This is a genomic window from Paenibacillus sp. FSL R7-0273, from assembly GCF_000758625.1.
GTDB lineage: Bacteria > Bacillota > Bacilli > Paenibacillales > Paenibacillaceae > Paenibacillus_AQ.
Genome location: NZ_CP009283.1, coordinates 533991 through 560450, shown reverse-complemented (window position 1 = coordinate 560450; position 26460 = coordinate 533991). Strand labels below are relative to the sequence as shown.

General features: G+C 54.3%; 30 protein-coding genes and 1 riboswitch. Of the genes, 8 read left to right on the top strand and 22 right to left on the bottom strand.

Going from position 1 to position 26460, the window contains the following annotated elements; all coding sequences use genetic code 11:
* Positions 1–415 precede the first annotated feature (415 nt).
* The 3 genes from R70723_RS02485 (at position 416) to R70723_RS02475 (ending at position 3257) form a co-directional block, all read left to right on the top strand.
* Positions 416–1102, top strand: coding sequence for a response regulator transcription factor (locus tag R70723_RS02485; protein WP_039869501.1), 687 nt, complete (start codon positions 416–418; stop codon positions 1100–1102).
* Positions 1099–2625: a sensor histidine kinase gene (locus R70723_RS02480; RefSeq protein WP_039869498.1), complete on the top strand. Its 1527-nt coding sequence runs from the start codon at positions 1099–1101 to the stop codon at positions 2623–2625. The genes R70723_RS02485 and R70723_RS02480 overlap by 4 nt, the downstream gene beginning before the upstream one ends.
* A 65-nt stretch (positions 2626–2690) precedes the next feature.
* Entirely contained in the window at positions 2691–3257 is a 567-nt protein-coding gene (locus R70723_RS02475; RefSeq protein WP_039869496.1) for an FAD-dependent oxidoreductase, read from the top strand.
* A gap of 147 nt (positions 3258–3404) precedes the next feature.
* Here R70723_RS02475 and R70723_RS02470 read toward each other — a convergent pair whose 3' ends face one another.
* From R70723_RS02470 to R70723_RS02425, 10 genes are all read right to left on the bottom strand, one after another.
* A complete protein-coding gene (locus R70723_RS02470; protein ID WP_039869493.1) occupies positions 3405–4379 on the bottom strand; it encodes a glycosyltransferase family 2 protein in 975 nt (324 codons plus the stop codon).
* A gap of 28 nt (positions 4380–4407) precedes the next feature.
* A complete protein-coding gene (locus R70723_RS02465; protein WP_081957155.1) occupies positions 4408–6669 on the bottom strand; it encodes a glycosyltransferase family 39 protein in 2262 nt (753 codons plus the stop codon).
* Between the two features lie 286 nt (positions 6670–6955).
* Positions 6956–7774, bottom strand: coding sequence for a phosphotransferase family protein (locus R70723_RS02460; protein WP_081957154.1), 819 nt, complete (start codon positions 7772–7774; stop codon positions 6956–6958).
* Between the two features lie 14 nt (positions 7775–7788).
* Positions 7789–8085: an antibiotic biosynthesis monooxygenase family protein gene (locus R70723_RS02455; protein ID WP_039869489.1), complete on the bottom strand. Its 297-nt coding sequence runs from the start codon at positions 8083–8085 to the stop codon at positions 7789–7791.
* A 28-nt stretch (positions 8086–8113) separates the two neighbouring features.
* Positions 8114–8740, bottom strand: a complete 627-nt coding sequence (locus R70723_RS02450) for an alpha/beta hydrolase (RefSeq protein WP_039869488.1) — start codon at positions 8738–8740, stop codon at positions 8114–8116.
* 149 nt (positions 8741–8889) lie between these two features.
* A complete protein-coding gene (locus R70723_RS02445; protein ID WP_039869487.1) occupies positions 8890–9993 on the bottom strand; it encodes a GerAB/ArcD/ProY family transporter in 1104 nt (367 codons plus the stop codon).
* A gap of 25 nt (positions 9994–10018) precedes the next feature.
* Positions 10019–10222, bottom strand: a complete 204-nt coding sequence (locus R70723_RS02440) for a hypothetical protein (RefSeq protein ID WP_039869486.1) — start codon at positions 10220–10222, stop codon at positions 10019–10021.
* 5 nt (positions 10223–10227) lie between these two features.
* Positions 10228–11385, bottom strand: coding sequence for a Ger(x)C family spore germination protein (locus tag R70723_RS02435; protein ID WP_039869484.1), 1158 nt, complete (start codon positions 11383–11385; stop codon positions 10228–10230).
* The gene (locus R70723_RS02430) at positions 11382–12929 is read right to left on the bottom strand and encodes a spore germination protein (protein ID WP_047171003.1); all 1548 of its coding nucleotides are present in this window, start codon (positions 12927–12929) and stop codon (positions 11382–11384) included. Before R70723_RS02430 ends, R70723_RS02435 begins: the two co-directional genes overlap by 4 nt.
* 111 nt (positions 12930–13040) lie before the next feature.
* Positions 13041–13553, bottom strand: a complete 513-nt coding sequence (locus R70723_RS02425; RefSeq protein ID WP_039869483.1) for a DUF2569 domain-containing protein — start codon at positions 13551–13553, stop codon at positions 13041–13043.
* 51 nt (positions 13554–13604) lie between these two features.
* Between R70723_RS02425 and R70723_RS02420 the strand changes: the two genes are divergently transcribed.
* A complete protein-coding gene (locus R70723_RS02420; RefSeq protein ID WP_039869481.1) occupies positions 13605–13952 on the top strand; it encodes an MGMT family protein in 348 nt (115 codons plus the stop codon).
* On the opposite strand, the gene R70723_RS02415 is transcribed toward R70723_RS02420, so the two are convergent.
* From R70723_RS02415 to R70723_RS02380, 8 genes are all read right to left on the bottom strand, one after another.
* The gene (locus R70723_RS02415) at positions 13928–14629 is read right to left on the bottom strand and encodes a DUF1361 domain-containing protein (protein WP_039869479.1); all 702 of its coding nucleotides are present in this window, start codon (positions 14627–14629) and stop codon (positions 13928–13930) included. The two genes, R70723_RS02420 and R70723_RS02415, sit on opposite strands and share 25 nt — an antisense overlap.
* Before the next feature lie 121 nt (positions 14630–14750).
* A complete protein-coding gene (locus R70723_RS02410; protein WP_039869477.1) occupies positions 14751–16526 on the bottom strand; it encodes a SulP family inorganic anion transporter in 1776 nt (591 codons plus the stop codon).
* Between the two features lie 107 nt (positions 16527–16633).
* Positions 16634–16960: an ArsR/SmtB family transcription factor gene (locus tag R70723_RS02405; RefSeq protein ID WP_039869475.1), complete on the bottom strand. Its 327-nt coding sequence runs from the start codon at positions 16958–16960 to the stop codon at positions 16634–16636.
* Positions 16961–17068: 108 nt separating this feature from the next.
* Entirely contained in the window at positions 17069–17449 is a 381-nt protein-coding gene (locus R70723_RS02400) for a hypothetical protein (protein WP_039869472.1), read from the bottom strand.
* A 26-nt stretch (positions 17450–17475) separates the two neighbouring features.
* The gene (locus R70723_RS02395) at positions 17476–18654 is read right to left on the bottom strand and encodes a pyridoxal phosphate-dependent aminotransferase (protein ID WP_144027053.1); all 1179 of its coding nucleotides are present in this window, start codon (positions 18652–18654) and stop codon (positions 17476–17478) included.
* 259 nt (positions 18655–18913) lie between these two features.
* The gene (locus tag R70723_RS02390; protein WP_039869468.1) at positions 18914–19210 is read right to left on the bottom strand and encodes a putative quinol monooxygenase; all 297 of its coding nucleotides are present in this window, start codon (positions 19208–19210) and stop codon (positions 18914–18916) included.
* 32 nt (positions 19211–19242) lie between these two features.
* A complete protein-coding gene (locus R70723_RS02385; RefSeq protein ID WP_039869465.1) occupies positions 19243–19878 on the bottom strand; it encodes a nitroreductase family protein in 636 nt (211 codons plus the stop codon).
* A 41-nt stretch (positions 19879–19919) separates the two neighbouring features.
* A complete protein-coding gene (locus R70723_RS02380; RefSeq protein ID WP_039869463.1) occupies positions 19920–20348 on the bottom strand; it encodes a MarR family winged helix-turn-helix transcriptional regulator in 429 nt (142 codons plus the stop codon).
* Positions 20349–20535: 187 nt separating this feature from the next.
* Between R70723_RS02380 and R70723_RS02375 the strand changes: the two genes are divergently transcribed.
* The gene (locus R70723_RS02375) at positions 20536–21315 is read left to right on the top strand and encodes a carbon-nitrogen family hydrolase (RefSeq protein WP_039869461.1); all 780 of its coding nucleotides are present in this window, start codon (positions 20536–20538) and stop codon (positions 21313–21315) included.
* 511 nt (positions 21316–21826) lie between these two features.
* Here R70723_RS02375 and R70723_RS02370 read toward each other — a convergent pair.
* Positions 21827–22744 carry a lipoate--protein ligase family protein gene (locus R70723_RS02370; RefSeq protein WP_052421159.1) on the bottom strand — a complete coding sequence of 306 codons (918 nt, stop codon included), beginning with the start codon at positions 22742–22744 and terminating at the stop codon, positions 21827–21829.
* Between the two features lie 226 nt (positions 22745–22970).
* On the opposite strand from R70723_RS02370, the gene R70723_RS02365 reads away from it, so the two are divergent.
* Positions 22971–23882, top strand: coding sequence for a CHAD domain-containing protein (locus R70723_RS02365; RefSeq protein WP_039869459.1), 912 nt, complete (start codon positions 22971–22973; stop codon positions 23880–23882).
* Between the two features lie 120 nt (positions 23883–24002).
* Here R70723_RS02365 and R70723_RS02360 read toward each other — a convergent pair whose 3' ends face one another.
* Entirely contained in the window at positions 24003–24644 is a 642-nt protein-coding gene (locus tag R70723_RS02360; protein ID WP_039869457.1) for a ThuA domain-containing protein, read from the bottom strand.
* Positions 24645–24808: 164 nt separating this feature from the next.
* Here R70723_RS02360 and ytxJ point away from each other — a divergent pair, with 164 nt between their 5' ends.
* Together ytxJ and R70723_RS02350 are read left to right on the top strand one after the other, a co-directional pair.
* The gene (gene ytxJ / locus R70723_RS02355) at positions 24809–25135 is read left to right on the top strand and encodes a bacillithiol system redox-active protein YtxJ (protein WP_039869455.1); all 327 of its coding nucleotides are present in this window, start codon (positions 24809–24811) and stop codon (positions 25133–25135) included.
* Entirely contained in the window at positions 25132–25371 is a 240-nt protein-coding gene (locus R70723_RS02350; RefSeq protein ID WP_039869454.1) for a glutaredoxin family protein, read from the top strand. The genes ytxJ and R70723_RS02350 overlap by 4 nt, the downstream gene beginning before the upstream one ends.
* Before the next feature lie 125 nt (positions 25372–25496).
* On the opposite strand, the gene R70723_RS02345 is transcribed toward R70723_RS02350, so the two are convergent.
* The gene (locus R70723_RS02345) at positions 25497–25916 is read right to left on the bottom strand and encodes a hypothetical protein (protein ID WP_231574813.1); all 420 of its coding nucleotides are present in this window, start codon (positions 25914–25916) and stop codon (positions 25497–25499) included.
* A 107-nt stretch (positions 25917–26023) separates the two neighbouring features.
* A riboswitch (cyclic di-AMP (ydaO/yuaA leader) is annotated at positions 26024–26222 on the bottom strand.
* 11 nt (positions 26223–26233) lie between these two features.
* Complete coding sequence (locus tag R70723_RS02340) at positions 26234–26440, bottom strand: hypothetical protein (RefSeq protein WP_039869451.1); 207 nt, start codon at positions 26438–26440, stop codon at positions 26234–26236.
* Positions 26441–26460: the final 20 nt, after the last annotated feature.

The following is a 26460-nucleotide window of genomic DNA, read 5'->3' as shown; positions in this document are numbered from 1 at the left end:
AAAAATGGAATAAATGAGGTTAAATGAATCTAGCTCCAGAAAGAAATGTATCCAAAGAAGTAAAATGAAAAGAAAAGGTGCTTGATAGGAAATTTGATAAGATGACAAACGGGGAAAACAAAAGGATATGTATTGCGCAGCCGGAACCCTAAACATTTGTTAAAGCCTCCGGTTTTAGTATCCTTATTGTAAAGTGTTCTAGGCCCGCCGTCAAAACCCTTTTTATACCCTGCAAAAGTTAAATTTCCCGCTAATTTCCTTAAGTAATATCATTTACTGCTTATATAAATAGATTAACCATTATGATTAACCATGAACTACAATTTCGAATCGCTGACGGAGGAGTTGTTCAGCAAACGTTCAACCTGGTGTGTCATAATATAGCTACCTATTACTGCAATTGGAGGAATTGATGATGAAAGCTGCCCAGGGCGTACGCCTTTTGCTCGTTGATGATGAGCCCCATATACTCCAGTTTCTGGAGCTCGGCCTGACCAATGAAGGCTTTGAAGTAAGAACCGCACCGGACGGGGCAAGCGCCATCGCCGCCGCTGCCGATTTCAAGCCGCATGTGGCGATTCTCGATGTAATGATGCCCGGAATGGACGGCTTCGAGGTATGCCGCTACCTCCGTACGGAGGAAACCGAAATCGCCGTCATTATGCTCACAGCCAAGGATGAGGTCGATGACCGGGTTAAGGGCCTCTCCATCGGTGCTGATGATTACATGGTCAAGCCGTTCAGCTTCGATGAGCTGCTGGCCCGGATTCAGGCCCGGCTGCGCAACCATTTCCCCGGCCTGCTCGGCGAGGTCCGCTGCGGCCCGTTCCGGATTGACGGCAGACGCAAGGAAATCCGCTTCAGGAATGAGGTGCTGGAGCTCTCCCCGACTGAATATGAGCTGCTGCAGTACATGGTAATTAACCATGGACTGGTGCTGAGCAAGCCGATGATTCTGGACAAGGTGTGGGGCTACGATTTCGGCGGTGAGGAAAATATCGTCGAGGTCTATATCCGCTCCCTCCGCGAAAAGCTCGGCGATAAGGAGCACCGGATCATCCGCACATTGCGCGGTGCAGGCTACCGGGTGGATCTGTTATGATCCCCCGTCTCCTGCGCAGGCTGCACGCCCCGCGTTCCCTGCGCAAGCAGCTGCTGGCAACCTCGCTGCTTATTCTTTCGGGCCTGCTGCTGCTCATCGGAGTACTGCAGTATGTGCTGATGCGCAACTTTATCTACAGCAACCGGGCTGAAACCATGGAGGCTCAGCTGCGGTCCGTGCCGCGTGATTTTTTTTTCAAGCTGATTTACGGGGATTCCAACAATCCTATTAACGGAAATATCGGCGGCGGCTTGCCGGGTAACCTCCCGTCAGGCCAGCGCAACGTCGAGGGAGGCCGCCCGCTGCTGCTGGATGCGCATACGACCATTGCCGTCTACAGCTCGGATGGCACCTTTACCGATCTGCAGAAGGATACGCTGGCTGACTCCGCCGCCCCGCAGCTGACCGATGAGCAGTATAATCAACTGCTTGTCCACACAACAGAGAAGGCTACCGGAAGCTACAGGCTGATTACGGCCACGGACGGCAGCCAGCATCTGGCGGTCTTCATGGATATGGGCCGGCCCGGCGGAAAGAAAATCCTGCTGCAGATGAGTGCCCAAACCGGGCCGCTGAAGGATGTGATCCTGCAGCAGCTGCTGATTTTTGCCGTGCTTGCCGTGGCCGCGCTGCTGGCCGGCCTGTTTCTCTACCTGCCTGCGCTGCGTAAAACGCTGGTTCCGCTATCTAATATGGGCGAAGCCGCCCAGAGCATAGATGCCGGTAATCTGGATGTCCGCTTTCCGGTTGACCAGGGGCAGATGGAGATCGACAAGCTCTCCCATTCCTTCAACGGGATGCTGGAGCGGCTGGAAATCTCCTTCCGGGGTGAGCGTGAGGCCAAGGAGCAGATGCGGCGGTTCGCTGCCGACGCTTCACATGAGCTGCGGACACCGCTCACCTCGATACACGGCTTCCTGGAGGTGCTGCTGCGCGGAGCTGCCGATAATAAGGAGCAGCTGTACAATGCGCTGAACAGCATGCACGGGGAGTCGAAGCGGATCAATAAGCTGGTGGAGGATCTGCTGCTGCTGGCCCGGATGGACGGAGCCCCCCAGCTCAGGGTCAAGGAACTGCTGCTCGGCGAGATCATTGAGGAGATGCAGCCGCAGCTGCGGGTGCTGGCCGGCAGCCGCCGGGTCACCTGTGATTTTTCATACGGCATCCGCGGAACCTATGATCCTGACAAAATCAAGCAGGTTGTGCTCAACCTGTTTCATAATGCCGTACAGCATACGGACAGTGAACAAGGGGCTATTCATCTGGCCCTGCATGCCCGGAACCATATAGCTGAGCTAACCGTGAGCGATAACGGCTCAGGTATTTCAGCCGAGCATCTGCCGCATGTCTTTGACCGTTTCTACCGGAGCGATTCCTCCCGCACACGCAAATACGGCGGCTCAGGACTCGGCTTATCCATTACCAAATCGCTTGTAGAGGCCCACGGTGGAGAGATCCTTGCAGAGAGTGTCCCCGGAAAAGGGACTACCTTCAGAATCACGTTGCCCTGTCTGGCTGTCTAGTAGCTTGTAAGCCGTAATTAACGTTATAATAGTAAGCATAACTTAACTTTCAGGAGGTTATCGCTATGTATGAAGTTGCTGTTATCGGAGCCGGCCCTGCCGGTGCAAGCGCCGCCTTGTTCACTGCCAAGGCAGGCAAAAAAACACTGTTGATTGATAATGATAAAGGCATGACCCGCAGAGGCTGGTATGAGAACTATTATGGAATCGCTGAAATCGGCGGCCCGGACCTGGTTGAAACCGGCCACAAGCAGGCGGTTAAATTCGGAGCTGAGCTTGTTGCCGGTCAGGCGGTAAACCTCACAGCCGGCAGCGAAGGTATTACCGTTGAAACCGAAGACGGTGCAACCTACGAAGCGAAGCATGTTATCCTGGCAACAGGCGTGCTGACCGACCTTGCCGCCAAAGCCGGTGTAGAGACGAAGGATGGCACCGAGCCAAGAATCAAAACCGTAGTAGCTGTTAATGCGGAGGGCAAAACCAATGTTGACCGCATCTGGGCAGCCGGAACGGTTGCCGGTGTGAGCGTGCACGCCATTATCACTGCCGGAGACGGTGCAAAGGTAGCCATTAATATCATCAGTGAGCTGAACGGTGCCAGATATGTGGACCATGATTTGCTGAAGGCATAATACGAGACACATCTATACAGCTCAGTAATTTAGAGCAGCAAAAAGCTATCCCGGTTGATCGGCCTGAGGCCTTTCTTCCGGGATAGCTTTTTTAGAGTCAATGGATATCAGACTTGCTGCACAGAATAGAGTTAAAGCCTCTTTCGCTCAATATTCAGCCGTTTTAATTGCAGCAGACTTCTCCGTCCTGCCTTCGTAGAAGTCCTGTACAATATACAGCGGTCGGCCCTTGGTCTCATCATAAATCCGGCCGACATATTCGCCGAGAATCCCCAGCATAATCAGCACGAACCCGTTGAACGTTAAGGTGATGCCGATCATCGATGCCCAGCCTTTGACAGCCTCATCCGTAAAAAGCGCCAGGTAGAGCACATACATAAGGTACAGAAATCCGCTGGCTGACAGCAGCCCTCCCAGATAACCCGCCAGCTTCAGCGGCTTGTATGAAAAGGAGGTAATGCCGTCCAGCGACAGCTTGATCATGCGCTTCAGCGGATACTTGGTCTCCCCGGCCAGCCGTTCGTCGCGCTCATATTCAATCGCCTTCTGCCGGAAGCCGACCCAGCTGACCAGTCCGCGGACAAACCGGTTTTTCTCCGGCAGCCGTTTCAGCTCCTCGCACACCTTGCGGTCAATCAGCCGGAAGTCGCCGGTGTCCACCGGGATGGAGATATCAGTGGAGTAGCGCAGGATGCGGTAAAAGGCGCTGGCCGTCCACCTTTTGAACAGGGATTCGCCGTTCCGCTTGATACGCTTGGCATACACAACCTCGTAGCCATTCTTCCATTCCTCGATCATCTTCAGAATCAGCTCCGGCGGGTCCTGCAGATCAGCGTCGATAATGATGACAGCATCGCCGAGTGCATAATCCATCCCCGCAGTTATAGCGATCTGGTGCCCGAAATTGCGGGACAGGTCGATCAGCTTCACACTCTCATCCCAGTAGCTGTACTCCTCTATCATCTGTGCGCAGCTATCTGTACTGCCGTCATTTACAAACAGCAGCTCGTAGTCCTCGCCTGTCGTTCCCATTACTTTTTTGATCCGCCGGTAGGTTTCCTGAATCACAGCTTCTTCATTGTACATCGGTATTATGACGGAATAGCGCACGCTGATGCTCATGGGCAGCTCCTCCTTAAATGAAATTGAATTAGTCCAAATTGACCTCATACAGGGTCCCGCCGGCTCCGCCGGTTGCGGTGCCCTGCCAGTCTGCTGACGGCACCTCTGTCCCATACTCCGTAATCCAGCTTGTAATCTCGGAATTGCCGCCCCGTCCGCCGCCCATACCACCGCTGGTAACGAGGAAATATTTCACCTTGCCGCTTGCTACAAATGCCTGCAGGGATTCGGCCGTGTACGGTTCATCCGAGCTGTTGAAGCCGTTCAAAATAACTACCTTCTCGCCCTCGTCGATAATATAAGGACCCGCTGTCCCGTAATCCATGGCTGCAAATAAATATTCTTCACCGGTGTTATGCTCCTTCAGATAAGCCAGCAGCGCTTCGTTCACTCCGGAGCTGCTGTTTGGTCCGCCGCCTCCACCAAAGCCACCGCTTTCGCTGCTGTCCGGACCTGCGGCCGGAGTCATGCTGTTAAGCCCGTAAGTGATCGGCGTAAACGCCCAGTACAGCGGGCCGATCAGCAGCACCAGCAGTCCGGCTACAGCTGCTGTGTGGACAAGGGCCGGCTTCGCCCGGTCTTTTAGAAGCCGCTGCACAATCAGAAAGAAGGCCGCTGCAATTCCTGCGGCAAGAACTCCGGTTGACCAGCCGCTGCCGATGGTATCGTCATAAGGATGAATAATGTACCACTGGAAGGCTGCTGTAGCCGGAACAGCCACGGGCAGCAGCCAGGACAGCCAGCCTGAACGCTCTTTATAGTAGTGCCAGAGCTTATACCAGCCTGCTCCAGCCAGCGCCGCAACCGGCGGCGCCATCATAATGAGATAATACTGGTGGAAGAATCCGGCGATGCTGAAGAATGCCATTGCCGGCACCAGCCAGGCCAGCCAGAACAGGGCTTCTTTGTGCTGCATCGTAAAGCTCCTGCGGCGCAGGCCGGCAAAAATACCGATTACGCCGAATAACACAAAGGGCAGCAGCCAGCTGGCCTGGCCGGACAGCTCCTGCTGGAACAGCCGCAGCGGACCGGCAGTGCCGGTGTTGAACATGCCGCCGCCGTTCATCCCGCCGCGCCCGCCCTGGCCTCCGTCTGCGCCGCCGAACTGCCGGCCTCCGCCGTCGGGCCGGGTACCCTGCATCCCGCCGTCTGCCGAGCCCCGACCGCCGTCTTGCCCTGGAGGCATACTGCCGTCCGCCGCACCCTGGCTTTGCCCTGCAGGCATCCCGCCGCCCTCTGCGTCCGTGCCGCTTTGGCTCTGTGCTGCGCCGCCGGTGCCGTCCCGGCCGTCCGGCATGCCCTGCCCGCCGGCTCCATCCGTTGCCGGCAGCTCACCATCGGCGCCTGGCATGCCGCCGCCAAACGACGGCATCCCGCCGTTCATATCCGGCATCTGGCCGCCGCCGAAGCCGCCTCCGGGCATACCGCCACCGCCGCCGGTGCTGCGGTCACCGGTCAGCCGGGATACCCCGTTGTACCCGAAGGCCAGATTCAGCACCGAGTTGGTGCCGCTGCTGCCCATATACGGCCGCTTGTCTGCCGGAATGGAATCTACGATTACTGCCCAGGAGAGCGAGACCACCAGCATTACAGCAGTGCAGGCTGCCAGCACGCCGGTTTTCTTCTTCCAGTTCACTTTGGCTGCAAGAATATAGAACAGATAGAAGGCGGGTACGACCATATAGGCCTGCAGCATCTTCTCGTTAAACGCAACTCCTATCAGGCCGAAGGCCGTGAGCAGGCTGCCCGTTTTGTGCGCTTTGGTCCCTTTGAACAAAAACCAGGCCGCCAGCAGCAGCGTAAACACCAGCATAGCGTCAATGTTATTGGTGCGGCTGACGGCCGCTGCAACAGGTGTGGCAGCCATCGCCAGTGCCGCCAGGCGCGCAGCCGTTCTGCCGAAGCTCGGCTTAACCAGCAGGTACACAAGCAGGACCGACCCTACGCCTCCCAAGGCCTGGGGCAAAATCACACTCCAGCCGTGTAATCCGAAGATCCAGGCGCTGACCGCCTGAATCCAGAAGGTCACCGGCGGCTTATCCACGGTTACGGAGCCAGCAGAATCCAGCGAAACGAAGAAGAAATTGTGAAGGCTCTGCAGCATGCTTCCGACCGCGGTGGTATAGTACGTATTCACATAATGGTCATTCCAGATTCCGAATCCGTATAGAAAGGCCGCCAACAGCAGAATAAACAGCAGTACTACATCAGTGCCGATTTTTTTAATAAATGATTTCAATTTGTTCCACTCCCATTCTCCAATACCTATCCCCAGTGTCAGGCTTTGCATAGTGGTATTATTGCATCCCTACCTTAACCGTCAATGAGTCCAGGCTGAAAGTTAGCTGAACGTTTTTGGGCTGAGGCAAGGATATTTAAGGGACCAATCCCGCCACTCCCCGGGACACAAAGCGGACATTGATATCTAGCTATAGGAGATGCCTACAGGTTAAAGCGCCATAGAACAAACAAGGTCATTTCAGTCCGCTAGCGGTTCATGGCTCATGAATTCAACAAAAAAGGCCAGCCAGAAGCTCTGGCTGACCGTTCAACTTAATCGTCTTTTCCCGGAAGGGTTAGGATTTCTGCAAAGCTCTCAGACGTCTGCGGATTTCTTTGGCCAGATTCTCCTTCTCCCCCGCCGGAACCCCTTCGGTTAATCTGGCTGCAGCTACGGGCAGAATCCATGCCTTAATCTCAGCATAGCTGTAACCCGATAAGCTGAGATATTCGCGGATGTAGATCTTCGTAAGCTTCTGCCGGATAAAGCCGGTGACCACCCGTGCGGCCAGTGAGCTGCCCGGAGGCATCGCCCCCATGCTGAACAGCAGAACCGATCTTGCCGCATCTGCCGCAGGGTTACCGGAAATGCCGTTCATCCAGTCGATGATCCAGGCCCCTTCGGCATCAATCAATACATTGTCCGGATGAAAATCCCCATGACACAGCCTGTTGCCTTCCGGCAGCTGCCGCAGATGCTCCAGTACAGCTGTTTTCTCCTCCATGGTAAGCATTGGTGCGGCAACAATCTGTCTCTCCAGCAGCTCCTTGTGCCTGCCGGTCTCCGGGCTGCCCTCCAGCTGATGCAGCTGATGATGCAGGGCGGCCAGCTGACTGGCATACACGGGCAAGCGCCAGGGCTGCCCGCTGATCAGGCTCAGCATCGAACGTCCGTTGACCTGCTGATAGACAATGCCGCTGCGCCCCTCCGATACTATCTGCTCCACCGGTCTGGGAGTGCGGACACTGCCCTGATTATACACATATGTACTTGCCTTGAATTCCTGCTCAACGGCCGCTGCCGGAAAATCCTCCAGATACAGCTTAACAACCGTACCCTCTCCGTACTCCCATACCTCTGCAGTCCGGCCTGTCCCGATCTGCTTCCCCATCATGCCCTTCCCCCCGCCTATTCCAGATTAACACTGGTGAAATGCTCTACTGCCGGGAACGGGTCGTAGTATCTATGAAGTAAGGCCTTCCATTCCTGGTACTGGGCTGATTCTCTGAATCCTATAGTGTGATCCTCAAGCGCCCGCCACTTTACAAGCAGCAGATATTTATGGTCATCCTCCAGACAATGCTGGAGCTCATGCCCCAGGTAGCCTTCAATGGAGGCTATCAGCGGAGACGCCTGTCTGAAGCTGGCTTCAAAATCCGCCGTCAGCCCCGGCTTAATCTGCAGCATAGCCGCTTCCAATATCATCTCATCCCCGCCTTTTCTGTATTAAGCGCTACGCATCAAGCGCATCGCGGAAAAACTCATGATAAAAGTTGATAATGACCAGCAGCACAGCCAGCGATTCATTGACGCTGCCCACTTCAAGCGCATGGTTGGCATCATCGATCCGGTACACCCTGACATTCGGCAGTCCGCTGATTTCGGCGGGATGCTGCCCGCTGAACATCGGATCGCTGCCGCCGTAGATCACACTGCCCCTGCTTTGGCGGATCCAGGGAACCGCATCGGCGGTAGGCGTCAGGTACAGATGCGCCGTCTTCTGCTGGATACCCAGCTCTGCTGCCACCCGGCCGGCAATGACGGTGCCCATACTTTTGCTGATAAAGAGCAGCTGTTCATATTCGGCAACAGCCCCAATGGCCGCTTTGCATTCTTCTACGACAATGTCCAGCTCTTCCCGCTTGAAGCCCGCCCGTGCGCTCTGGTAGCCGTACTCCAGAAACAGCAGGTCGCAGCCGTGCTCAGCCGCCGCTTTGCCGGCATAGTCCAGCAAAGAGCGCTCAGCCGAATAATTCTGTCCGGGAAAAATAACAGCCAGCGCCTTAGAGCCCTGCGCGGCATACTTATGTCTGACCTCTCTGCCCCAATGGGAGGACATCATGATACTTGTAACGCTCATAAGCTTCCTCCTGTTCTAACATACCTCTCAATTACCGCCTGCGAGGGCGTTTTCTATGACTCTCATTATAACGATCTTCTCTAACAGTTGGAAATAACTAAAAACTCCCGTCTTTAAAGAACGGGAATTCATCCTTTCGTACAAATCCCTCACTCTACCTGCTCCTCCCTGCCGCCGCCTCTACGTGCCATTATCTCGGCTGTAATCCAGAGCAGCAGCGGAATAAACATCTGAAAGGGAAGCGCGTATATCTTGTAAATATGGTAGGCAAAATACTGCATTTGCGTAATATCCTTATAGATAAAATCCGCCATGCAGACCATAATCAGCCCCGTCTGCAGCACCACCGAGCGGTAGCTCTGCAGCTTGAACACTGTGGCAATGCCCTGACAGGCTACATACAGGCAGAGACTTACCTTAATGAACAGCGAGGCTATAAAAATAATCGCCGACGAGCCCTCGATCCGGGTCAGAAAATCACCGATATTGATCCGGCTGACCGCCACATAGGAAGGAAAATAGAGAGAGGAGAGAATTTCCGGGCCCAGCACAAGCAGATTCCGCACAGAGACGCCTATAATGATGATTCCGGCAATAACTACACCGCTGATCAGCACCCGTGCCGCCGACCCTTTTCGCGGAAGAACAGAAAAGGCTCCCAGGAATACTACAATCTCGGCAAAAGGAAACGTAAAGGCGCCCGCCACATCCTGAAACACAGGTCCCCATCCGCTGTCCAGCAGCGGCTTCATATGCTCAAATTCAAATTTGGGGATAGACAGAAGCTGCACCACAACGATTACAGCAAAAGTAAAAAGCATCAGAAATTTCGCACTACGCCCGACCACCTCCATCCCCGCATTGACCACCCAGACGCAGAGCAGGCCGACAATCAGCATCGGAGCAAGCATGGGCGTAGACGTCAGGGCAACCGTCTTGCTAAACTCCCCGTAGTTACGCAGCACCAGCGAGCCCAGATGGAGGGTGTACCAGATATAAAGACACGAGAAGATACGGCCGACGAAGCCGCCAAATGCGGCAATGAGCATATCATACAGATTTTTGCCCGGAAAAAGCGTGTGCAGCCGCGCGTAAATCAGCATCAGCGGAATAGTCAGCAGAACGGCCAGAATAAGCGCAATCCAGCTGCTGTTGCCTGATACGCCTGCAGTGCCCATGAACAGCGAGCTGCCGATGATGAACAGGATGATGATGCTGATCGACTGGCCGGCCGGAACAATCTCTTTGCCCATAACCTCCCTCCTTTCCTGCACAGACTTAGAACAGCTGTTTAATGAAATAGACGATCGGCACGGACGGACTGGGAATTTCCCAGTGCATCGCCAGGCTGAAGGCCAGAGAGAAGGAGATCAGGCATAGCGCCGAGCATACATAGAAATCCCGTTTCTTCCCCTGCTTCAGCAGGCCATAGGGATCCATCCACACGATAAACGCATAAATCAGCACAATGTAAATGGGCACGTTCTTTAATCTCCTAACTTGATCGTTCTCGAGGACTTGGCTGTGCTCTGGATTATGACCTTAGAGGTGACCTTCACCTCCAGATTTTTGAATTCCTGCGGCCATTTCTGCTCCAGCCCGTGCCAGATCTGCGGCATATCATCATGGACTACCTTGCCGAATCCAAATATATCCGCCTGATACTCCCGCTGCACCTTATGGATCACGGCGAGAATCTGCGCCTGCAGGTCCGCGCTTGCCCGGTCCTCAATGGCCTGGATGCTTTCCTTGCCGCTAAGCTCCACTGTACTCATTACCTCATCAAGCCCTGTATGGGTGATGGTATGAATCTGAATCTGCAGCTTGCCGTCCACCCTTGCAGTTTTCACCTTTGTCCGGCTCGATAATATCTCCAGCGAATAGGTAGGGACTCCTCGCTCGTTGTCTACATTCAGCACCCCGCCCTTCACGTCATTTTTAGCAAAAAGAGCATATTTAGTTTCCTCTCCGTTCAGCTTGCCGACCATCCGGTCCTTAACAAAAACGGCTGTCCCGGCAACACGCCCGTTCTTCTGCCCGTTCACTTCGCTGATATTAATCAGCGGTGCTATCGCACTTTTCCCCGGAGTCTCCAGCTTGTCGATAAAATCCCAGATTTCCACCACCGGTGCAGTGCTCGTAAACGGCTCATCCTTCATCATCTGGGCCAGCTCAAAGGACATGATCGTCTTAGTCGTGTTGTTCAAGTTAAGCACATTACGGGCATTTTTTTCGCCTGATATAAAGATGAATACATCGGCCCGGGTCTCCGTATCCCTGCTGTACCAGTCAATAACCTTTACCAGCCCCTCCCGGGCCAGCTCCTCGCTGATAATAATGACCTTGGCATGGCTCCAGAACAGCTTGCGCCCGGTCAGTGAAATCATGCTGCGGGCAATATTAAAAATGGTATCTCCGGTCAGGCTCATTAACTTGAAGCCGGTCTGATTGTCCTGCAGCCCGCCCTGCGTATCGACCATCTCTACAGTCATCTGGATATTGTTGTCCGCTTTGTTTTTATCAATAGCAACACCGGCCACAATCGACATGTCATCAATCTCTGAATAGTTCCAGCAGCCGGAAAGGCTGACCAGCATACAGCCAGCCAGCAGGACAGAGAACAGCCGGGAGGCTGCCCCTCTCATCGTCTGCTCCGCTTCTGCGGGGCCTTCCGCCTCATATTGCGTGCCCCGATTACAGCCGGACGGAGATACATATCCCACCAGGGTGCACGGACCGCCGTATCCTTAATATCCTGCGGCCGGATCGAGCCTACACCGAGCATATAGGGCACGCCGAAGGAGCGCAGGCTCATCAGATGGATAACCAGTCCGAGCAGCCCGAAGAAATACCCGAAAATGCCGAAGACAAAGGCGCTCAGCAGCAGAAGTATCCTAACGATAATCAAAGGCCCGGTGAGCCGGGGATTAAGCAGGGTGGTGATTCCCGTCAGCCCTACGACAATTACCATCGGAGCACTGACGATCCGGGCATCCACCGCAGCCTGGCCCAGCACCAGTGCGCCCACAATACTGACCGCCTGACCGATAGAATTGGGAATTCTCGCTCCCGCTTCACGCAGAATCTCAAAGATCGTCAGCATGATCACTGCCTCAACCACTGTAGGGAACGGCACTGATAACCGGGCGGTCGCGATGCTGAGCAGCAGCAGTGTCGGCACCATCTCCTGGCTGTAAGTAACGAGCGCCAGATAGACAGCGGGGATACTGATAGACAATAAAGCACCCAGCACTCTGAGCAGCCGGTTAAAGGTAGCATAATAGTAATTGATGTAGTAATCCTCGCTGGCCTGAAAATTCTCCACAAATACATAAGGCAGAGTCAGGGCAAACGGGCTTCCTTCGATTAGGACGGCAATGCGGCCCTCCATTATTTTGCCGACTACTGAATCCGGACGTTCCGTGCTCCCGATCATTTCAAAGGGCGAATACGGTTCATCACGGATCAGCTCCGCCAGGTAGCCTGTATCCAGCAGATGGTCGATCTCGACCCGGTCCAGCCTGCCCTGCAGCTCCTTCAGAATATCCGGTGAGGCGAGGCTTTCCATGTAACAGATACACGTCTGGGTTTTTGTCCGGGTACCAATATCAGTGAATACAAATTTCAGGTCAGAATTCTGCACCCTGCGGCGGATCAGGGTCAGATTGGTCAGCAGGGATTCATTAAAGCCGTCCCGCGGGCCGCGGACTGCCTTCTCGGTCATTGGCTCTTCTATCGAGCGCGTCTCCCAGCTCTGGGCATTGATATTGAGGGAGCCGGCATAGCCATCCAGCAAAAAGACGGTTTTACCGCCGACAACAGCACTTATCAGCTCGTCCAGCTGCTCCGAAACGGTCACGTCGCTGATCGTAATAATTCTCGTGCGGATCAGCTCCATCAGTCTGTCGGGGTGCCCGGCCGTCCCGTCCGTAAATTCATATTCCATGAACGGCTTCATCACACCGGTCTGAATCAGCTCCCGGTCAATCATTCCGTCAACGTAGACCATTGCACAGCGGATATGCCGGTCATGGGCATTTTCTATCACCCGTATTCTAAGTGTGCCGTCATTATTGAAAATTTGCCGGAACAGCGCCAGCGTGTCATCCATAGAGCAGCTCAGGGGCCGGGAGGAATCTATTTTCAGGGCAGAATGTTCGCTGTTATCCGTTATTCCCGCATTCGTCACAGCCGTCACTCCTGTCTATTCTTCTTTTGAGTTGATTATCCCCCGCCGCCTGCACTCCTATTCGTCAACAAAAAAAGCCGCGGCTGCGGCTTTCTGCATTTTAATACGGATTCAATTAACAAAGGTATTACGCACTCTCTTAGAGCGCAGAATGTAGGCAGTCCAGATAAGATTGGTCAGCAGGCTTCGCGCAAGGTTCGACAGCAGGCCGCTGTTGTCAGCCAGTTCCGCTGAATCCGGGAGATTGGAGACCAGAGCAATCAGAACAACCTGCAGCAGCAAACCAATGATATAGAAAAATATCAGCCAGCGCGGAAAAACAGCCTGTTTGTTATACAGCAGTGTGAGCAGATACACGGAAAGCAGGATTACAACCGCATTAGCGCTTACTTCAAAAATCAATGTAGGCTTCCATAGCGCATGGTAAGCCGCTGAATCAGGGTTAGTTAGAGCATACCAGCTTTCACTAACCCGGGTATTGATGAAGAAATCATAGACCATGAGAAAGGATCTGATCAGCGTAACATACAGTCCGATCTGGATAAGCACCAGCCAGCCGCCCAGGCCTTTGGGGTGATCCGGCGATAGCCTCATGCCTTTTTTTCCGGGAGTAAGAGATCCCAAATACAGCACATCCTCTGTTATAATTTGGCTAATACATCCTAAGGAGAATCTATGACACCATTTACTGCTAAGGTTATTGCCGTCATCCAAGCCATCCCTGAAGGAAGGGTCATGACCTATGGAGGCGTGGCCCGGGCTGCCGGAAGCCCAAGGGCGGCCAGACAGGTTGTGCGGATTCTGCATTCCATGAGCCAAAAGCACAAGCTTCCCTGGCACAGGGTTATCAACGCCAAAGGAAGGGTCGCCCTGGAGGACGAATCCGGCTCGGTCCAGAAGCTGTACCTGCTCGGTGAGGGGATAACATTTGAAGCGGACGGGTCGGTAAATCTTGAGCTGTTCCAGTTTATGCCGGAGCCGGAGCAGGAACCGGAGGACTACTTCCTGCCTCCCCTGGAATAGCTTCTCCCGCCTCCGCTGATTAGCCCGTTCAACAAAAAGTATAGTGTAGCATAGATCACAAGCAGCACAACCGCTACGAACAGGCTGAAAAACAGCGACTGCTGGTTCAGGCTGTCAGTAACCAGCTGAACCAGCTGATGCCAGTCTGTCAGCACATCCCAGCTGTTCAGCCGGTAGACCCGGCCCAGCAGCACTCCGTAGCCCCCCAGTGCACAGGCGGCGAGCACGAAGATCCAGGAGAAGAACAGATTGCTTTTGCGGGAGATGACATTCTGGAACTGGTACAGCGAGAAAAAGCCTGTCAGCCAGCCGCTCCAGGTGAACAGCAGCAGCGTAACAAGATCATACCAGAACCGGCTCTGGACCTCGCCGCTAAGGATATAGATGCTTTTGCGTGCGGTCAGATGCAGCAGATCGGTCATCAGATACGGCGCATTCGGAAAAAACAGCAGCCAGGCGATGCCCAGCGGCAGCAGCAGCATACTGCTGTATTTCTGCTTATCCAGCATGCAGGCAATACTTGAGATCAAAAAAGGAACCCAGGCCAGAAACAAATTCCACAGCAGAAATTTAAAGTATGTATCGGTCCGCAGTGAAACAACATGGTACACCCCAAGCGTAGCCAGTGACAGTCCGGCTAACAGTATAAACACTTTCGTATAATTCAGTTCCTTCATCAGGGTATGTTCTCCTTATCCTAAGAATTGAACAACCATAAATAAATATAACAGCCCGGGCGTCAGGATGCACCCGGGCTGTTATATTTATTTATGATGCCGGAGCTAAGGAGCAGCCCTGTTAGATACCGCTGCTGAGCTTGCCGGCAATAGCAGGCTTGTGGCTCTTGAAGCCTGCTTTGCCCGGCGCTTCCTGGAGTCCGGCCAATGCGGCGCATTCCCGGAAGGCAGCGTGCTTACAGCCTGCGCAGCGCCCGGTCTGAATCATGGAGAGTGCAGCATTTATTGCATCTCCCGTGTGCTCGTAGAAATGCTCTGCTCCAATGGTGCCGTACAGGCCTGTTCGTTTCAGCAGCTCCAGCGGCTGCGGCTCTATGCCGGATATCAGCAGCCGGCCCCCATCAGCCTGGAGCTGCTTCACAAGCTCTGAAAGATTCTCCTCACCGGTCGTATCGATGAACGGCACTTTGCCCAGCCGCAGAATAATCAGCTTAGGCTTGCCGGGCCCTGATTCAGGCATCGTATTATCGAACCGGTAAGCGGCGCCGAAGAAGAGCGGGCCTTCCACGTTATAAATTCCGATCTGCGGGCAGTCATGGCTGTCTGTAACCATATGGGCGGCCACCTTAACAGACTCCGGATCGGGCAGTACCTTGGCAACCAGATGAGTCTCGCCCATCCGTTTGACAAACAGGATGACAGCAAGCACCAGTCCGGCCTCCACAGCAACCGTCAGATCAGCAAAGATGGTCAACAGGAAGGTAATGAACATGACCAGGGAGTCTCCCGTTTTAAGCTTCAGCAGCTTCAGAAACTGCTTGCGCTCACTCATATTCCAGGCGACAACCATCAGGATCGGCGCCATGGCCGCAAGCGGAATGCTGGAAGCATACGGGGCAAAGAGCAGCAGAATCAGGAATACCACGACACCGTGAATGACACCTGACAGCGGGGAAGCCGCGCCGCTGCGGATATTCGTTGCCGTTCTGGCAATGGCTCCCGTAGCCGGTATACCCCCGAACAGCGGGGCCGCAATATTGGCAATTCCCTGCCCGACCAGCTCACGGTTGCTGTTATGCCGGCTGCCGGACATACCGTCCGCTACAACCGCCGACAGGAGCGACTCAATGGCCCCCAGCATGGCAATGACAAAAGCCGGACGCAGCAGCAGCCTGATCCGCTCCCAGGTGATAACCGGAAAGTGAAAGCTGGGCAGCGTGTTCGGTATGTCGCCGTATGCGGAGCCGATTGTTGTCACCTTGCCGCTGAAGAACAGTGCCGCAGCCAGTGTGGCGCATAGCAGTCCGATCAGTGAACCTGGAATCTTGGGAGCAAACCGCAGGCCCAGTATAACGACAGCCAGGCAGATAACAGCCGTCAGCACACTGTACAGGTTCACTGTGGAGAGATGCAGGCCAAGCTCTCTCATATTGTCGATGAACGCCTCATGGCGTTTAACCCCCTGCAGTCCGAGGAAATTCCCGATCTGCCCGGTAAAGATGATAACCGCTATGCCGGCGGTGAAGCCGATGGTTACGGGCTTGGGAATAAATTTAATCAGTACTCCCAGCCTTAGCAGGCCCATAGCCACCAGAATAACTCCGGCCATCATTCCGGCAATCAGCAGATTCTCATACCCGTACTCCATCGCAATGGCGAACAGAATAGGAATGAACGCGCCGGTCGGCCCGCCGATCTGAAATTTGGAGCCGCCGAACAGAGAAATGAGAATGCCCGCGACAATAGTTGTATAAATCCCGTACTCCGGCTTCACACCGGAGGCAATAGCAAATGCCATCCCGAGCGGGATGGCAATCACACCGACGATTGTCCCTGAAATAATATCCTTACGCAGCGAAGCAATGCTGTAGCCTTGAAAACGGCCCCACCCTGTCATCATATAACCTTCTTTTCTTTGAATATCTGATTATTTGAATATATGACAAACATTACTCCTGCCTGCTGCTCTTGTCAACGGGTAATCCGCCCTGATGAGGGCGGATTTTATTCGCTGCGGATGCCTTCAAGAATGGAAATTGCACTTACAAGGTGATTATCGAATATCTGTCTGGCTACTGCCAGAAGATCCTTGATCAGGGGATCGCGGAGAGAGTAGATTACAGTGGTGCCCTCTTTGACGCTGGCAACCACATTTTTGGCGCGGAGGACAGCGAGCTGCTGGGAGACCGCAGAGCCTTCCGACCCGAGAATGGCCTGAAGCTCGTTCACATTCTTCTCGCCTTCGCTCAGCAGTTCCAGGATGCGGATCCGCATCGGATGAGCCAGCGCCTTGAAAAACTCCGTCTTGAATTGCTGAATATCGCTGTTCATTGGACTTCTGCTCCTTATAGCTTTACTTCAATTCTAACCTTATCTTAGCATTAATTGTTCGGGAGTGGCTACGGATATCCCGGTTCCTTCTCCTTCGGCAGATGAATCCTAAAGATTCACAGGATAGATCATCAGCTCCCGTGTTCTCAGCTCTACCAGCCCGCCAAGCGCCATCGGCTCACCAAGGCATTCGAACATGATCAGGTCGGCCCCCAGCCGCAGACAGGCTGTTCCGTCTTCTTCAATATTCTCCAGTGTACCGGTCAGGACCAGCTGCTCCCCGTCCATGCGGATTCCGCAGCTGTCCCCGGCCGCCGGAACAATATCCACCCAGCGCATAAGCAGCGCAGGCAGCTCGAATTCCGCCTCATGCCCCTCTCCGGGCAGCGCCGGAGTACCGCCGCACCAGATTCCCTTCCCCTCGCCGCAGCCGGCGGCAAAGTATATCTCGTTTGTTCTGATGCCCTGCCTTACAATCGTTATCCTCATCTCTAATCCCCGCTATTCTCTTAACTTTAAGTGCTAAACAGCTTCAGTCGGGCAATCCGCCTGACTGCTTCTGCCAGCCTCGCCTCGTCGCTCACAAGCCCGACCCGTACATAGCCTTCACCGTAAACGCCGAAGCCGGTTCCCGGAGCGACGACCACATGCGCCTCGTCCAGCAGCAGACCGGCAAAGCTCTGTGAAGTGAACCCTGCAGGTACAGGCAGCCAGGCGAAAAAGGAGCCGCGGGGCGCCTCCGCCTGCCAGCCGATTTCCCTTAGCCCGGAGATTAGCGTATTGCGCCGGGCTTCATAGCGCGCCACATTCGCCCGGACGGCATCCTGAGGACCGGTCAGGGCAGCCGCTGCCGCCTCCTGGACAGCTCCGAACAGGCTGACATACATATGATCCTGCAGCAGATTCAGGCTCTCGATTACACTGGCATTCCCAGCGGCAAACGCTACCCGCCAGCCGGCCATATTATAGGTCTTTGACAGGGTGTAGATCTCGATACCGGTCTCCTTGGCCCCTGGTGTCTGCAGATAACTTACCGGACGCAGCCCCTCATACCCGATCGCCGCATAGGCAAAATCATGCACCACACAAATGCCGTGCGCTGCAGCAAATTCAACCGTCTTGCAGAAGAAAGCTGCATCAGCGACCGCCCCGGTCGGATTGTTAGGATAGTTAAGGAACATCAGCTTGGCCTTATCTGCAGTGTCCGAACTTATAGCCCCATAGTCCGGCAGAAAGCCGCGGGCTTCCCTGAGCGGCATCAGCTCCATAACCGCCCGGGCCAGCTCGATTCCCGACCAGTAATCCGGATAGCCCGGGTCCGGCACAAGCGCGGTATCACCGGGATTCAGCAGGCACTGCACCACCTCAACCAGTCCGGTCTTGCCTCCGGGCAGAATGGCGATTTCGCGCTGCGGGTCCAGCTCTACCCCATACTCTCTGCTGTAAAAGGCTGCTGCTGCCTCCTTAAGATAACCGTAGCCGCGGAACGGAGGGTATTTATGATTCAGCGGATCGGATGCCGCATGACGCAGCGCCTCCACAATATGGGCCGGAGTCGGCATATCCGGGTTGCCTTGTCCAAGATTTATAACATCATGCCCCTCTGCTGCCGCCTGTGCAGCCCTGGCAACCAATGCAGCAAAAAACTGCTTGGGCAAAGCATTCAACAATTGCGACGGTTCAAAAATAGTCACTGCCCGGCTCATCCTCTCCGCTTATCCTTCTGTTATATTGCATATTGCATTTATTCTAGCCGTTCAATAGTGGTCCGGCAACTCCTGTAAACAAGTAGAAACGGTTTCGCCGTCCTTCAGGGAAGGCGGTAACCGTTTCTGCGAGAAATATAAGGATTATTAATAGCGTAGAACATATAAATTCTTATATTTCAAAAAAAGAGCCATCCCTGTACAGGATGACCCTTGCTCTCATGCAGGCCGATTGCTGCTGAACGTGTTATTTGCCCAGCGGTTCGCCCTGGTATACCTTAACCTCAAGCGGTGCAGTCAGGAATTCGCCAGCCTTGCCGGCAAAGCCGGTAAAGTGCGGGCTTGCGTTATGGCCGGCTACAGCCTCGGCATCACGCCATTCCTCAACCATAATGAATACGTTGCTGCGGGAGGTATGTCTGTACAGCTCGTAGGAAACATTGCCCTCCTCCTGGTGTGTAGCCGCAAGCAATGCTTCAGCCTCAGCCAAGAACTGTTCTTCGCGCTCGGGATTAACTTGCAGTGTAGCATGAATAATAATCATGGTTCATCCTCCTGGGATATGAATTATATTATTTATTTCCACTCGGCAATCTTATCGACCGGCAGGCGTACCGACTGGTAGCCTTCTGCTGCAGCCTTACCGATAGAAATCAGCATAACCGGAATATAGCGCTCTTTGTCCATGCCGAACAGCTCGGCAATCTGGTCTTTCTCGAAGCCGCCGATAGCATTGGTGTCATAGCCGTGGGCACGGGCAGCCAGCATCAGCTGCATCGATACGAGACCGGCGTCAATCATTACAGTCTCCCGGTTAACATCAGCGGGAAGATTGGCAAAATGCACAGCCAGACGGGACAGCTGGCCTTCCTTAACTTCCTGCGGCATAAGACCGCGTTCTACAGCAGTACCGTAAATTTCTTCAGCATAATCGAAGTTGTTCAGATCCCCGAAGACGGCAATCATGGCAGCGGAGGTTTCTACCTGCACCTGATTGAACTTGGCGATGGTTGCCAGCTTGGATTTGGCCTCAGGGCTCTCAATGACAAGGAAACGCCAAGGCTGCATGTTAACAGAAGATGGAGCAAGTGTAGCTTCGGTAAGTATCTCTGTCATTTCCTCTTTGCTGATCTTTACGCTGGTATCGTACTGGCGCACTGAGCGGCGGCCGCTGATGATGGAGTTGAAATCGTTGGTTTTTGCAGTAGTCATGGTAAAATAGGCTCCTTTATTGGTTATTGTATAGTTTAAGGCTACATTGCATTGGTGTTATGCTGCAGCCGGATAAGCATATCCGCCAGCATCTTCCGTTCGGCTTCAGTGAAGCCGGCCAGCAGACTGCTGATAAAACGGTTCTTCTCTTCCTTGTAGCAGTGCATCCGCTCGCGCCCATACGGGGTCAGCGAGACAAGGGTAACCCTGTTGTCGGCAGGATTGTTGCGGCGGGTAATCGTACCGCTCTCCTCCATCCCCTTCAGATGCCGGGTAATGGCAGCCGGGTCTATATCAATATGCCGCTGCAGCGAAGTCTGGCTGATCTCTTCCACCTGATACAGCTCCAGAAGCAGGCGGAGCCGCGTGGGGCTGATACCTGCGCAACGTTCGAATTTCGGGCTGATGCCCTTGTTCAGTGCCTGCAGCAGTTCAAGAATCTGATCTTCCTCTGACTGATGTTCTGTCAATGGCAGCCTCCCCTAAAATAGATTGCGCAAAATCTTCTTGATGAAAATTAGTTTACACCTATTTAGTTGACCCGTCAACCATTAAGCTATAATTTGCTTTGAACTCCAGAAGGCTGGTTGATTTATTCGCCGGCCGGCTTTAATCTCTAACTATTATGCTCAACTTTTATAATCAGGAGGCTGACACATGAAAATTTCCCTCATCCAGCTTGATATAGCATTCGGCAATCCCCCAGCTAATTATGCAGCAGCAGAACGCCGCATCCGTGAAGCGGCAGCAGCCGGAACCGGCTGTGTGCTTCTGCCGGAGCTCTGGACCACCGGCTATGATCTTACCCGGCTTGAAGGTATCGCAGATCCTGAGGGGCAGGGGGTCAAAGCAATGATGTCAGGCCTGGCGCGGGAGCTCGGCATCCATATTGTCGCCGGCTCTGTTGCCAGCAGACAGCCGGCCGGGATTACCAACAGCATGTACATTTTTGACCGCAGCGGCGGGCTGGCCGGAGAATACAGCAAGCTCCATCTGTTCCGGCTGATGGATGAGCATCTCTATCTGCAGCCCGGGGAAGCAAAGGGTCTGTTCACCCTGGACAATACCCTGTGCGCCGGGCTGATCTGCTACGATATCCGCTTCCCGGAATGGGTACGCGCCCACACGGCCAGCGGAGCCGAAATCCTGTTCATCAGCGCCGAATGGCCCAAGCCGCGCCTTGCCCACTGGCGCGCCCTGCTGATCAGCCGGGCTATTGAGAACCAGTGCTATGTTGCCGCCTGCAACCGGGCCGGGGCTGATCCGGCGAACAGCTTTGCCGGACATTCAATGATTATTGATCCTTGGGGTGATGTAATAGGAGAAGCCGGAGAGGGAGAGGAGATTTTGACGGGGGAAATCGATTTGTTTAAGGTCCGCGAGGTACGTCAGCAGATTCCGATCTTCGCCGACCGCCGGCCGGAGCTGTATTCTTAGCACCAAGTATCTGCGGAGGCTGCATGATGCCGCGATATTGAATACCGGCTTTGCTGCATAATGCCGGGATATTAAACAGCGGCTTTGCTGCATCAAGCCGGGATATTAAATCCGGACCGCCGCCCGGCCGGCATTTAGTTGAATTTTCGCCACCTAATTTCAGTATTTCTCGAAGAATATGACTATTAGTTGTAAAAACGCCACCTATTTCGGCCCATTCCCGCTTTGGAGGCCATTTTGGCGAAATTAGGTGGCTTTTTTACAATTAACTTACCGGTTACCGGGCTCAGCAGTGAATTAGGTGTCGTTTTTTTAATTAACTCAATTAGCCGTGCAATCCCAGAGTCATCGCCGGACTATCTAGACCTTCCACTCCCCGGATTTCCCGGACTGTCCGGGCTTTCTGGGCCTCCCCGGCTTTTGAAGGTGCTTGCTTCAAATGGCGAAGCTTCCTCCGGAGCCGGACCGGCCGGCAACCGGCGAACGGTCAAGTACTGCAGAGCCCGCCTGCTCAGCGGGCATAGCGCTGCCGCAGCATCGCTGCTGTCTCCAGCACACGCGGATCGCTGTACTGGAGATCATAGCCGGTCTCCTGCCGCAGCCTGCCGGCAGGAGTCAGCTGCACACCCCTGCGGGCTGCAGCCTGCCGGATGCCTGCGGCGTACACCGCCGCCGCAGCCGGGCCGCCCAGCTCGCCGAGCGCGGCGATCGTCTCCGGGCGGACCCGCGGATAGTCCAGTGACTCGTCCCCTCCGGACGCAGTCTCGTAGAATCCGCGGATCAGCTCTCCGCGCTCCCGCCCGGAGCCGGAGACCACCACGAACGCGTGCACGAAGTACGCGCCGCTCTGCCTGCGCTGGGCGATGCCGCAGAACTTGCGGCCGCCGATGGCCAGGTCGAAATCACCGGGGCAGTACGACCCGGTGATTTCGCCTGCCCTGATCCGTGCAGCCGCCTGTGGATGGCTGGCAGCTGCGGCTTCGGCTATGAGCGAAGCCAGCAGCCGGAAATCATCGTGAAAGTCCAGCTTGCCCGGGGCTTTCGGAAGAATAAGCGACACATTGACTACGCCTGTGTCGAGCGGCACGGCCGCCCCGCCGGAATGGCGGACAGCCGCGCGGTAGCCGGCCCGCTCCAGCCCGGCCATCCCCTCGGCGGCATGGGGCAGCCTGCTGTCCCGCAGTCCCAGCGCCACGCCTCCGGGATGGCTCCAGAGGTGGAGGCACGGCGGGACCAGCCCGGCGCCGATGTCACGGCACAGCGCTTCCTCGAACGCGAACGGAAGCAGCATATCTTCCACCTCCGCAGCCGTCAGGTCTTCAGCCAAGTGCTCAAACAGCACCATTTTCGCAGGAAGCACACTTACCGATTTCTGCTCCTGCCCTTCAAACAGGTTGTCCAGCAACCCCGAATCTTTATAGTCAACCACTTATAATCCCCTTCTTCCCCGGATGTTATGTAATAAACGGCACGTACCGCGGCCTGCTGCCCTTTTTCGGTTATAACGGATTTCGTTCTATTGTAACCCATCCCCTCCTCCATGCCTAAAAAAGACAGGCAAAGTCATTTGAAATCAGCTCCGGCAACCGTTATCCTTAGATTAGGGAAGAATCGTTCATGCAACAGCAGTACACAACGTATAGGAGTGATGCCGCATGACCACAGAACAGCTGACAAAGGACAGGCAAATCAGCAAAACAAGGCAATGGGAACAGGCCATGATTAAGCTCTATGTCAATTTCCGCGATTACAGCAAGGATGCGCTGAAAGGCTTCGGTGAGGAGAATATTCATCAGTCGAGAGTGAACAGCCGTAAGCTGCTTACCCTGCTGTCCATACTGGATCCGGATCATTCTGCCGCCGGAGAGCTGTACACCCGGTTCAAAAAAGCCCAAAAGCGCCTCGGGAAGGTCCGGGATGCCGATGTACTGATTGAATCCTTCAAGGAACGGCGGCAAATAGCCAAAAAAGACGGCGACGACAAGACAGCCGCACTGCTGAAAGCCGTCATTAAGCATCAGAAGGACCAGCGCAAAAAATACCGCAAAAAGCTGGAGGCCGAGCTTCCGCAGCTTGCCGGGAAGGAGCTGGACCAGCTCTGGGAGGCTTTTCTTGCCGGACCGCTTGAGTCCCTTACCCTGAAAAAGGATGCTAATGTGGTGATGCGCGAGCTGGAGGTTGCCTTCGATCAGCAGAAAAAAACCTGCAAGGCGCTGTTTAAGGGGCCAGAGGCGGAATCTGCCGAGGCTTTTGAAGCGCTGCACGACCTGAGAATTGCCGCCAAGGAGCTGCGTTATACGGCAAATGCCGCTGGTTTTGCACTTAATCAGAAATTTCATACCCATGAGGAATATTACAAGAGCATCCAGGAGCAGCTTGGCATCATTAACGATAAGCGGGTCTGGCTGGACACTTTACAGTCTATAGGGCGTGATGAGCTGGGCGTCGGCAAAAAGACCTGGAGCGCCTTCACAGACAGTCTTAAGAATGAGGTGCTGGAAGCGCTATATCATAACGAGGTTGTACCGGTAGCCGGGAAGCCCCGTGCCGTGCCGGGTGAACAGTAAGCTTGCTCTATCAAAATATAACGAAGGCGGGAAGCGCATGCCGGCATGCGACTTCCCGCCTTTTTGTTCTGCCCCCCTAAGAAGCGCTCTGCTTCAGCAGCGCCTCCTCCGGTCTTAGGGTCAGATCAGCCTGCCCGCCCACATCGCGCTTCTTGAGATCAGCTTGCGGAACGGCTGAACCGAGAAGGACGGCAGATGATGACCCGGCATCAGATAGACCGCCCGGCCAAGTCCGAACTCATGGCACCAGGCCGCCTGCCGCATCGCTCCGCCGTGCAGATATTCTGCGAGCACCGTTGTCTCAAAATAAGGGTGCATATCGAAATAATAAGGCTCGTCCTCAATCACAAAATCATCAATTCCCTGCACAATCGGATGCTCCCGCACGGCTGCCGGTATATTGAGCCCGAGGGCTGTATAGTCCGGATGATGGGTAAAATGCCCGCCCAGCATTGCACCGAGCTCCGGATTGCGCTGCATGGATATCCCGTTATGAACCACCAGCAGGCCGCCGCCTCCGGCAACATAAGCCAGCAGTGCCCCGCTGTGGGCAGGCGCGATTTTATGATCGGAGAACTCCGTATAAGAGACCACCAGGGAATAATCTTTAAGACTCTGCGGGTTCAGCAGCCCGAAATCCTCAGATGCATCGACTGTAAATTCCGGCGACAGGATCTGCTGAAGCTCCTGATCGACTCCGGCAAACGGGTGGTACTTTACCGCTGTATAGCTGCCGATTGCAAGGGCTTTCAATTCAGACATGAATAATGACACCTCTCCATCCATTAAACTGTTTCATTTCATGTTACGTCCCATTCACCTTAGCACTTCCTCCATGTTTTTACAAACGGCTTTTGCTTTAATTTTGAACTATGTTACAATCATCCTTACAGGTTTCATTTCTTATTACAGGAGGGTGATATACAATGTCTATTCAACAGCTGCATACTTCTGATGAACTGCATAATTATGTCGGCCAGCCCGGCAAAAAGCTGCTTTTCAAGCACAGCACTACCTGCCCGATCAGCGCTAAGGCGCATGAGGAATTCCAGGCTTATGTACAAAGCTCGGATACACCGGCGGCCATTGTCCATGTCATTGAAGACCGTCCGGTCTCCAATCAGATTGCCGAGGAGTTCGGCATCAAGCATGAATCCCCGCAGATTTTTCTGCTGGAAGGCAGCGATGTGAGCTGGAACACCTCCCACTGGAAAATCACCCGCTCTGCCATCAAGGAGGCCGTTGATAAATGAGCCAGCCTGTAATCGTCTACTCCACTGCAGGCTGCAGTGACTGCAATCAGGTTAAGCAGCTGCTGACCAATCAGGGAATTCCTTTTGAAGTACGCGATATTATGGCAAGCGCCGTCTATCAGGAGGAAGTTGAAAAGCTTGGTTTTATGGGCATTCCTGTAACGGTATCCGGTGACCGGGCCGTCAAGGGCTTCAACCTTCCTGAGCTTGAGGAACTGATCGCCGCTGCCAGATAACAGCCTTTAGTACCCAGTGTCATAAAAAAAGTATTCCCTGGTCCGAAGCCCGGGGAATACTTTTTTTATGGTTAAACCATATAGCAGAATCTGCACACGGTTGGCCCGCTACATCCAGTGCCCCCTTATTCACACTCTGCCGCCAGATGGCTGACATGCCCGCTGTGGCTATAGATGACATTGTCGGCTCCAAGCCCTTTATAGACCAGCCTTGGCCGCATGGAGGTCGTAATCACGGAAATCGGCCCGGTCGTCCAGGTCCGGCACATCTGCACATAACGGCAGCATAATGCGACACTGCTCTCAAACAGATAGATCCGGCCTACCGGAAACGGCGGTCTGAGCCAGGTATGCAGATGCCGGGTGTCCACCTCAAAAATCACCTCTACCCCCAGCTCCGCCAGCCGCTGCTTCTCAGCCGGATTGTTGGCAAGCCCCGCAAACCTTGCCCCCTTCGCAATCAGCAGCTTAATAAAATGCTCTCCCGCCTTCGTAGGCGCACAAATGAGGATATAATCTTCCTGAGCGTCCATTGCCATCTCCATTTTCGTCTCCCCTTCCCTCTTACTTCTTTATCTAAATTTTTCTATAAGAAAACAGCAAAAAACCGCAAAGGATTCCCTTTGCGGTCCGGTTAACGGTCACAATATACTGATCCTCTCTGCAATACGCTTACGAGGTTAGCTGCCGGATTCGGGCGTTGAGAGTCGCCCTACCTGTCCTCTGCAGGAAGCTTCAGCGCTTCTCACAGACTCAAGGATTCACCCCATAACCGGCCCCGCCTGCTTGCCCGCAGCCTCCGGTTGTTGGTTCCCCCGCTTTCCGTTACGGAAATTAAGCGGATTTCATATGTAGTTATCTTTTATCTCTTTTTCCCTTTACCGCTGCTCTTCTTGCTGCTCTTTACGAACCGCAGGACAGCCATCAGGCAGCCCAGGATTCCCAGACCCAGCAGCAGGGTCTGTAACGCACCCAGCAGGGTGCTGCCATCCGGCTGAAGCAGACTGCTGGCTACGATCAGCAGGGCGGAACCGGTAACTAATACCGGGGTTTTTACATTCAGGTTCAAGACTACCACTCCTTAGTACT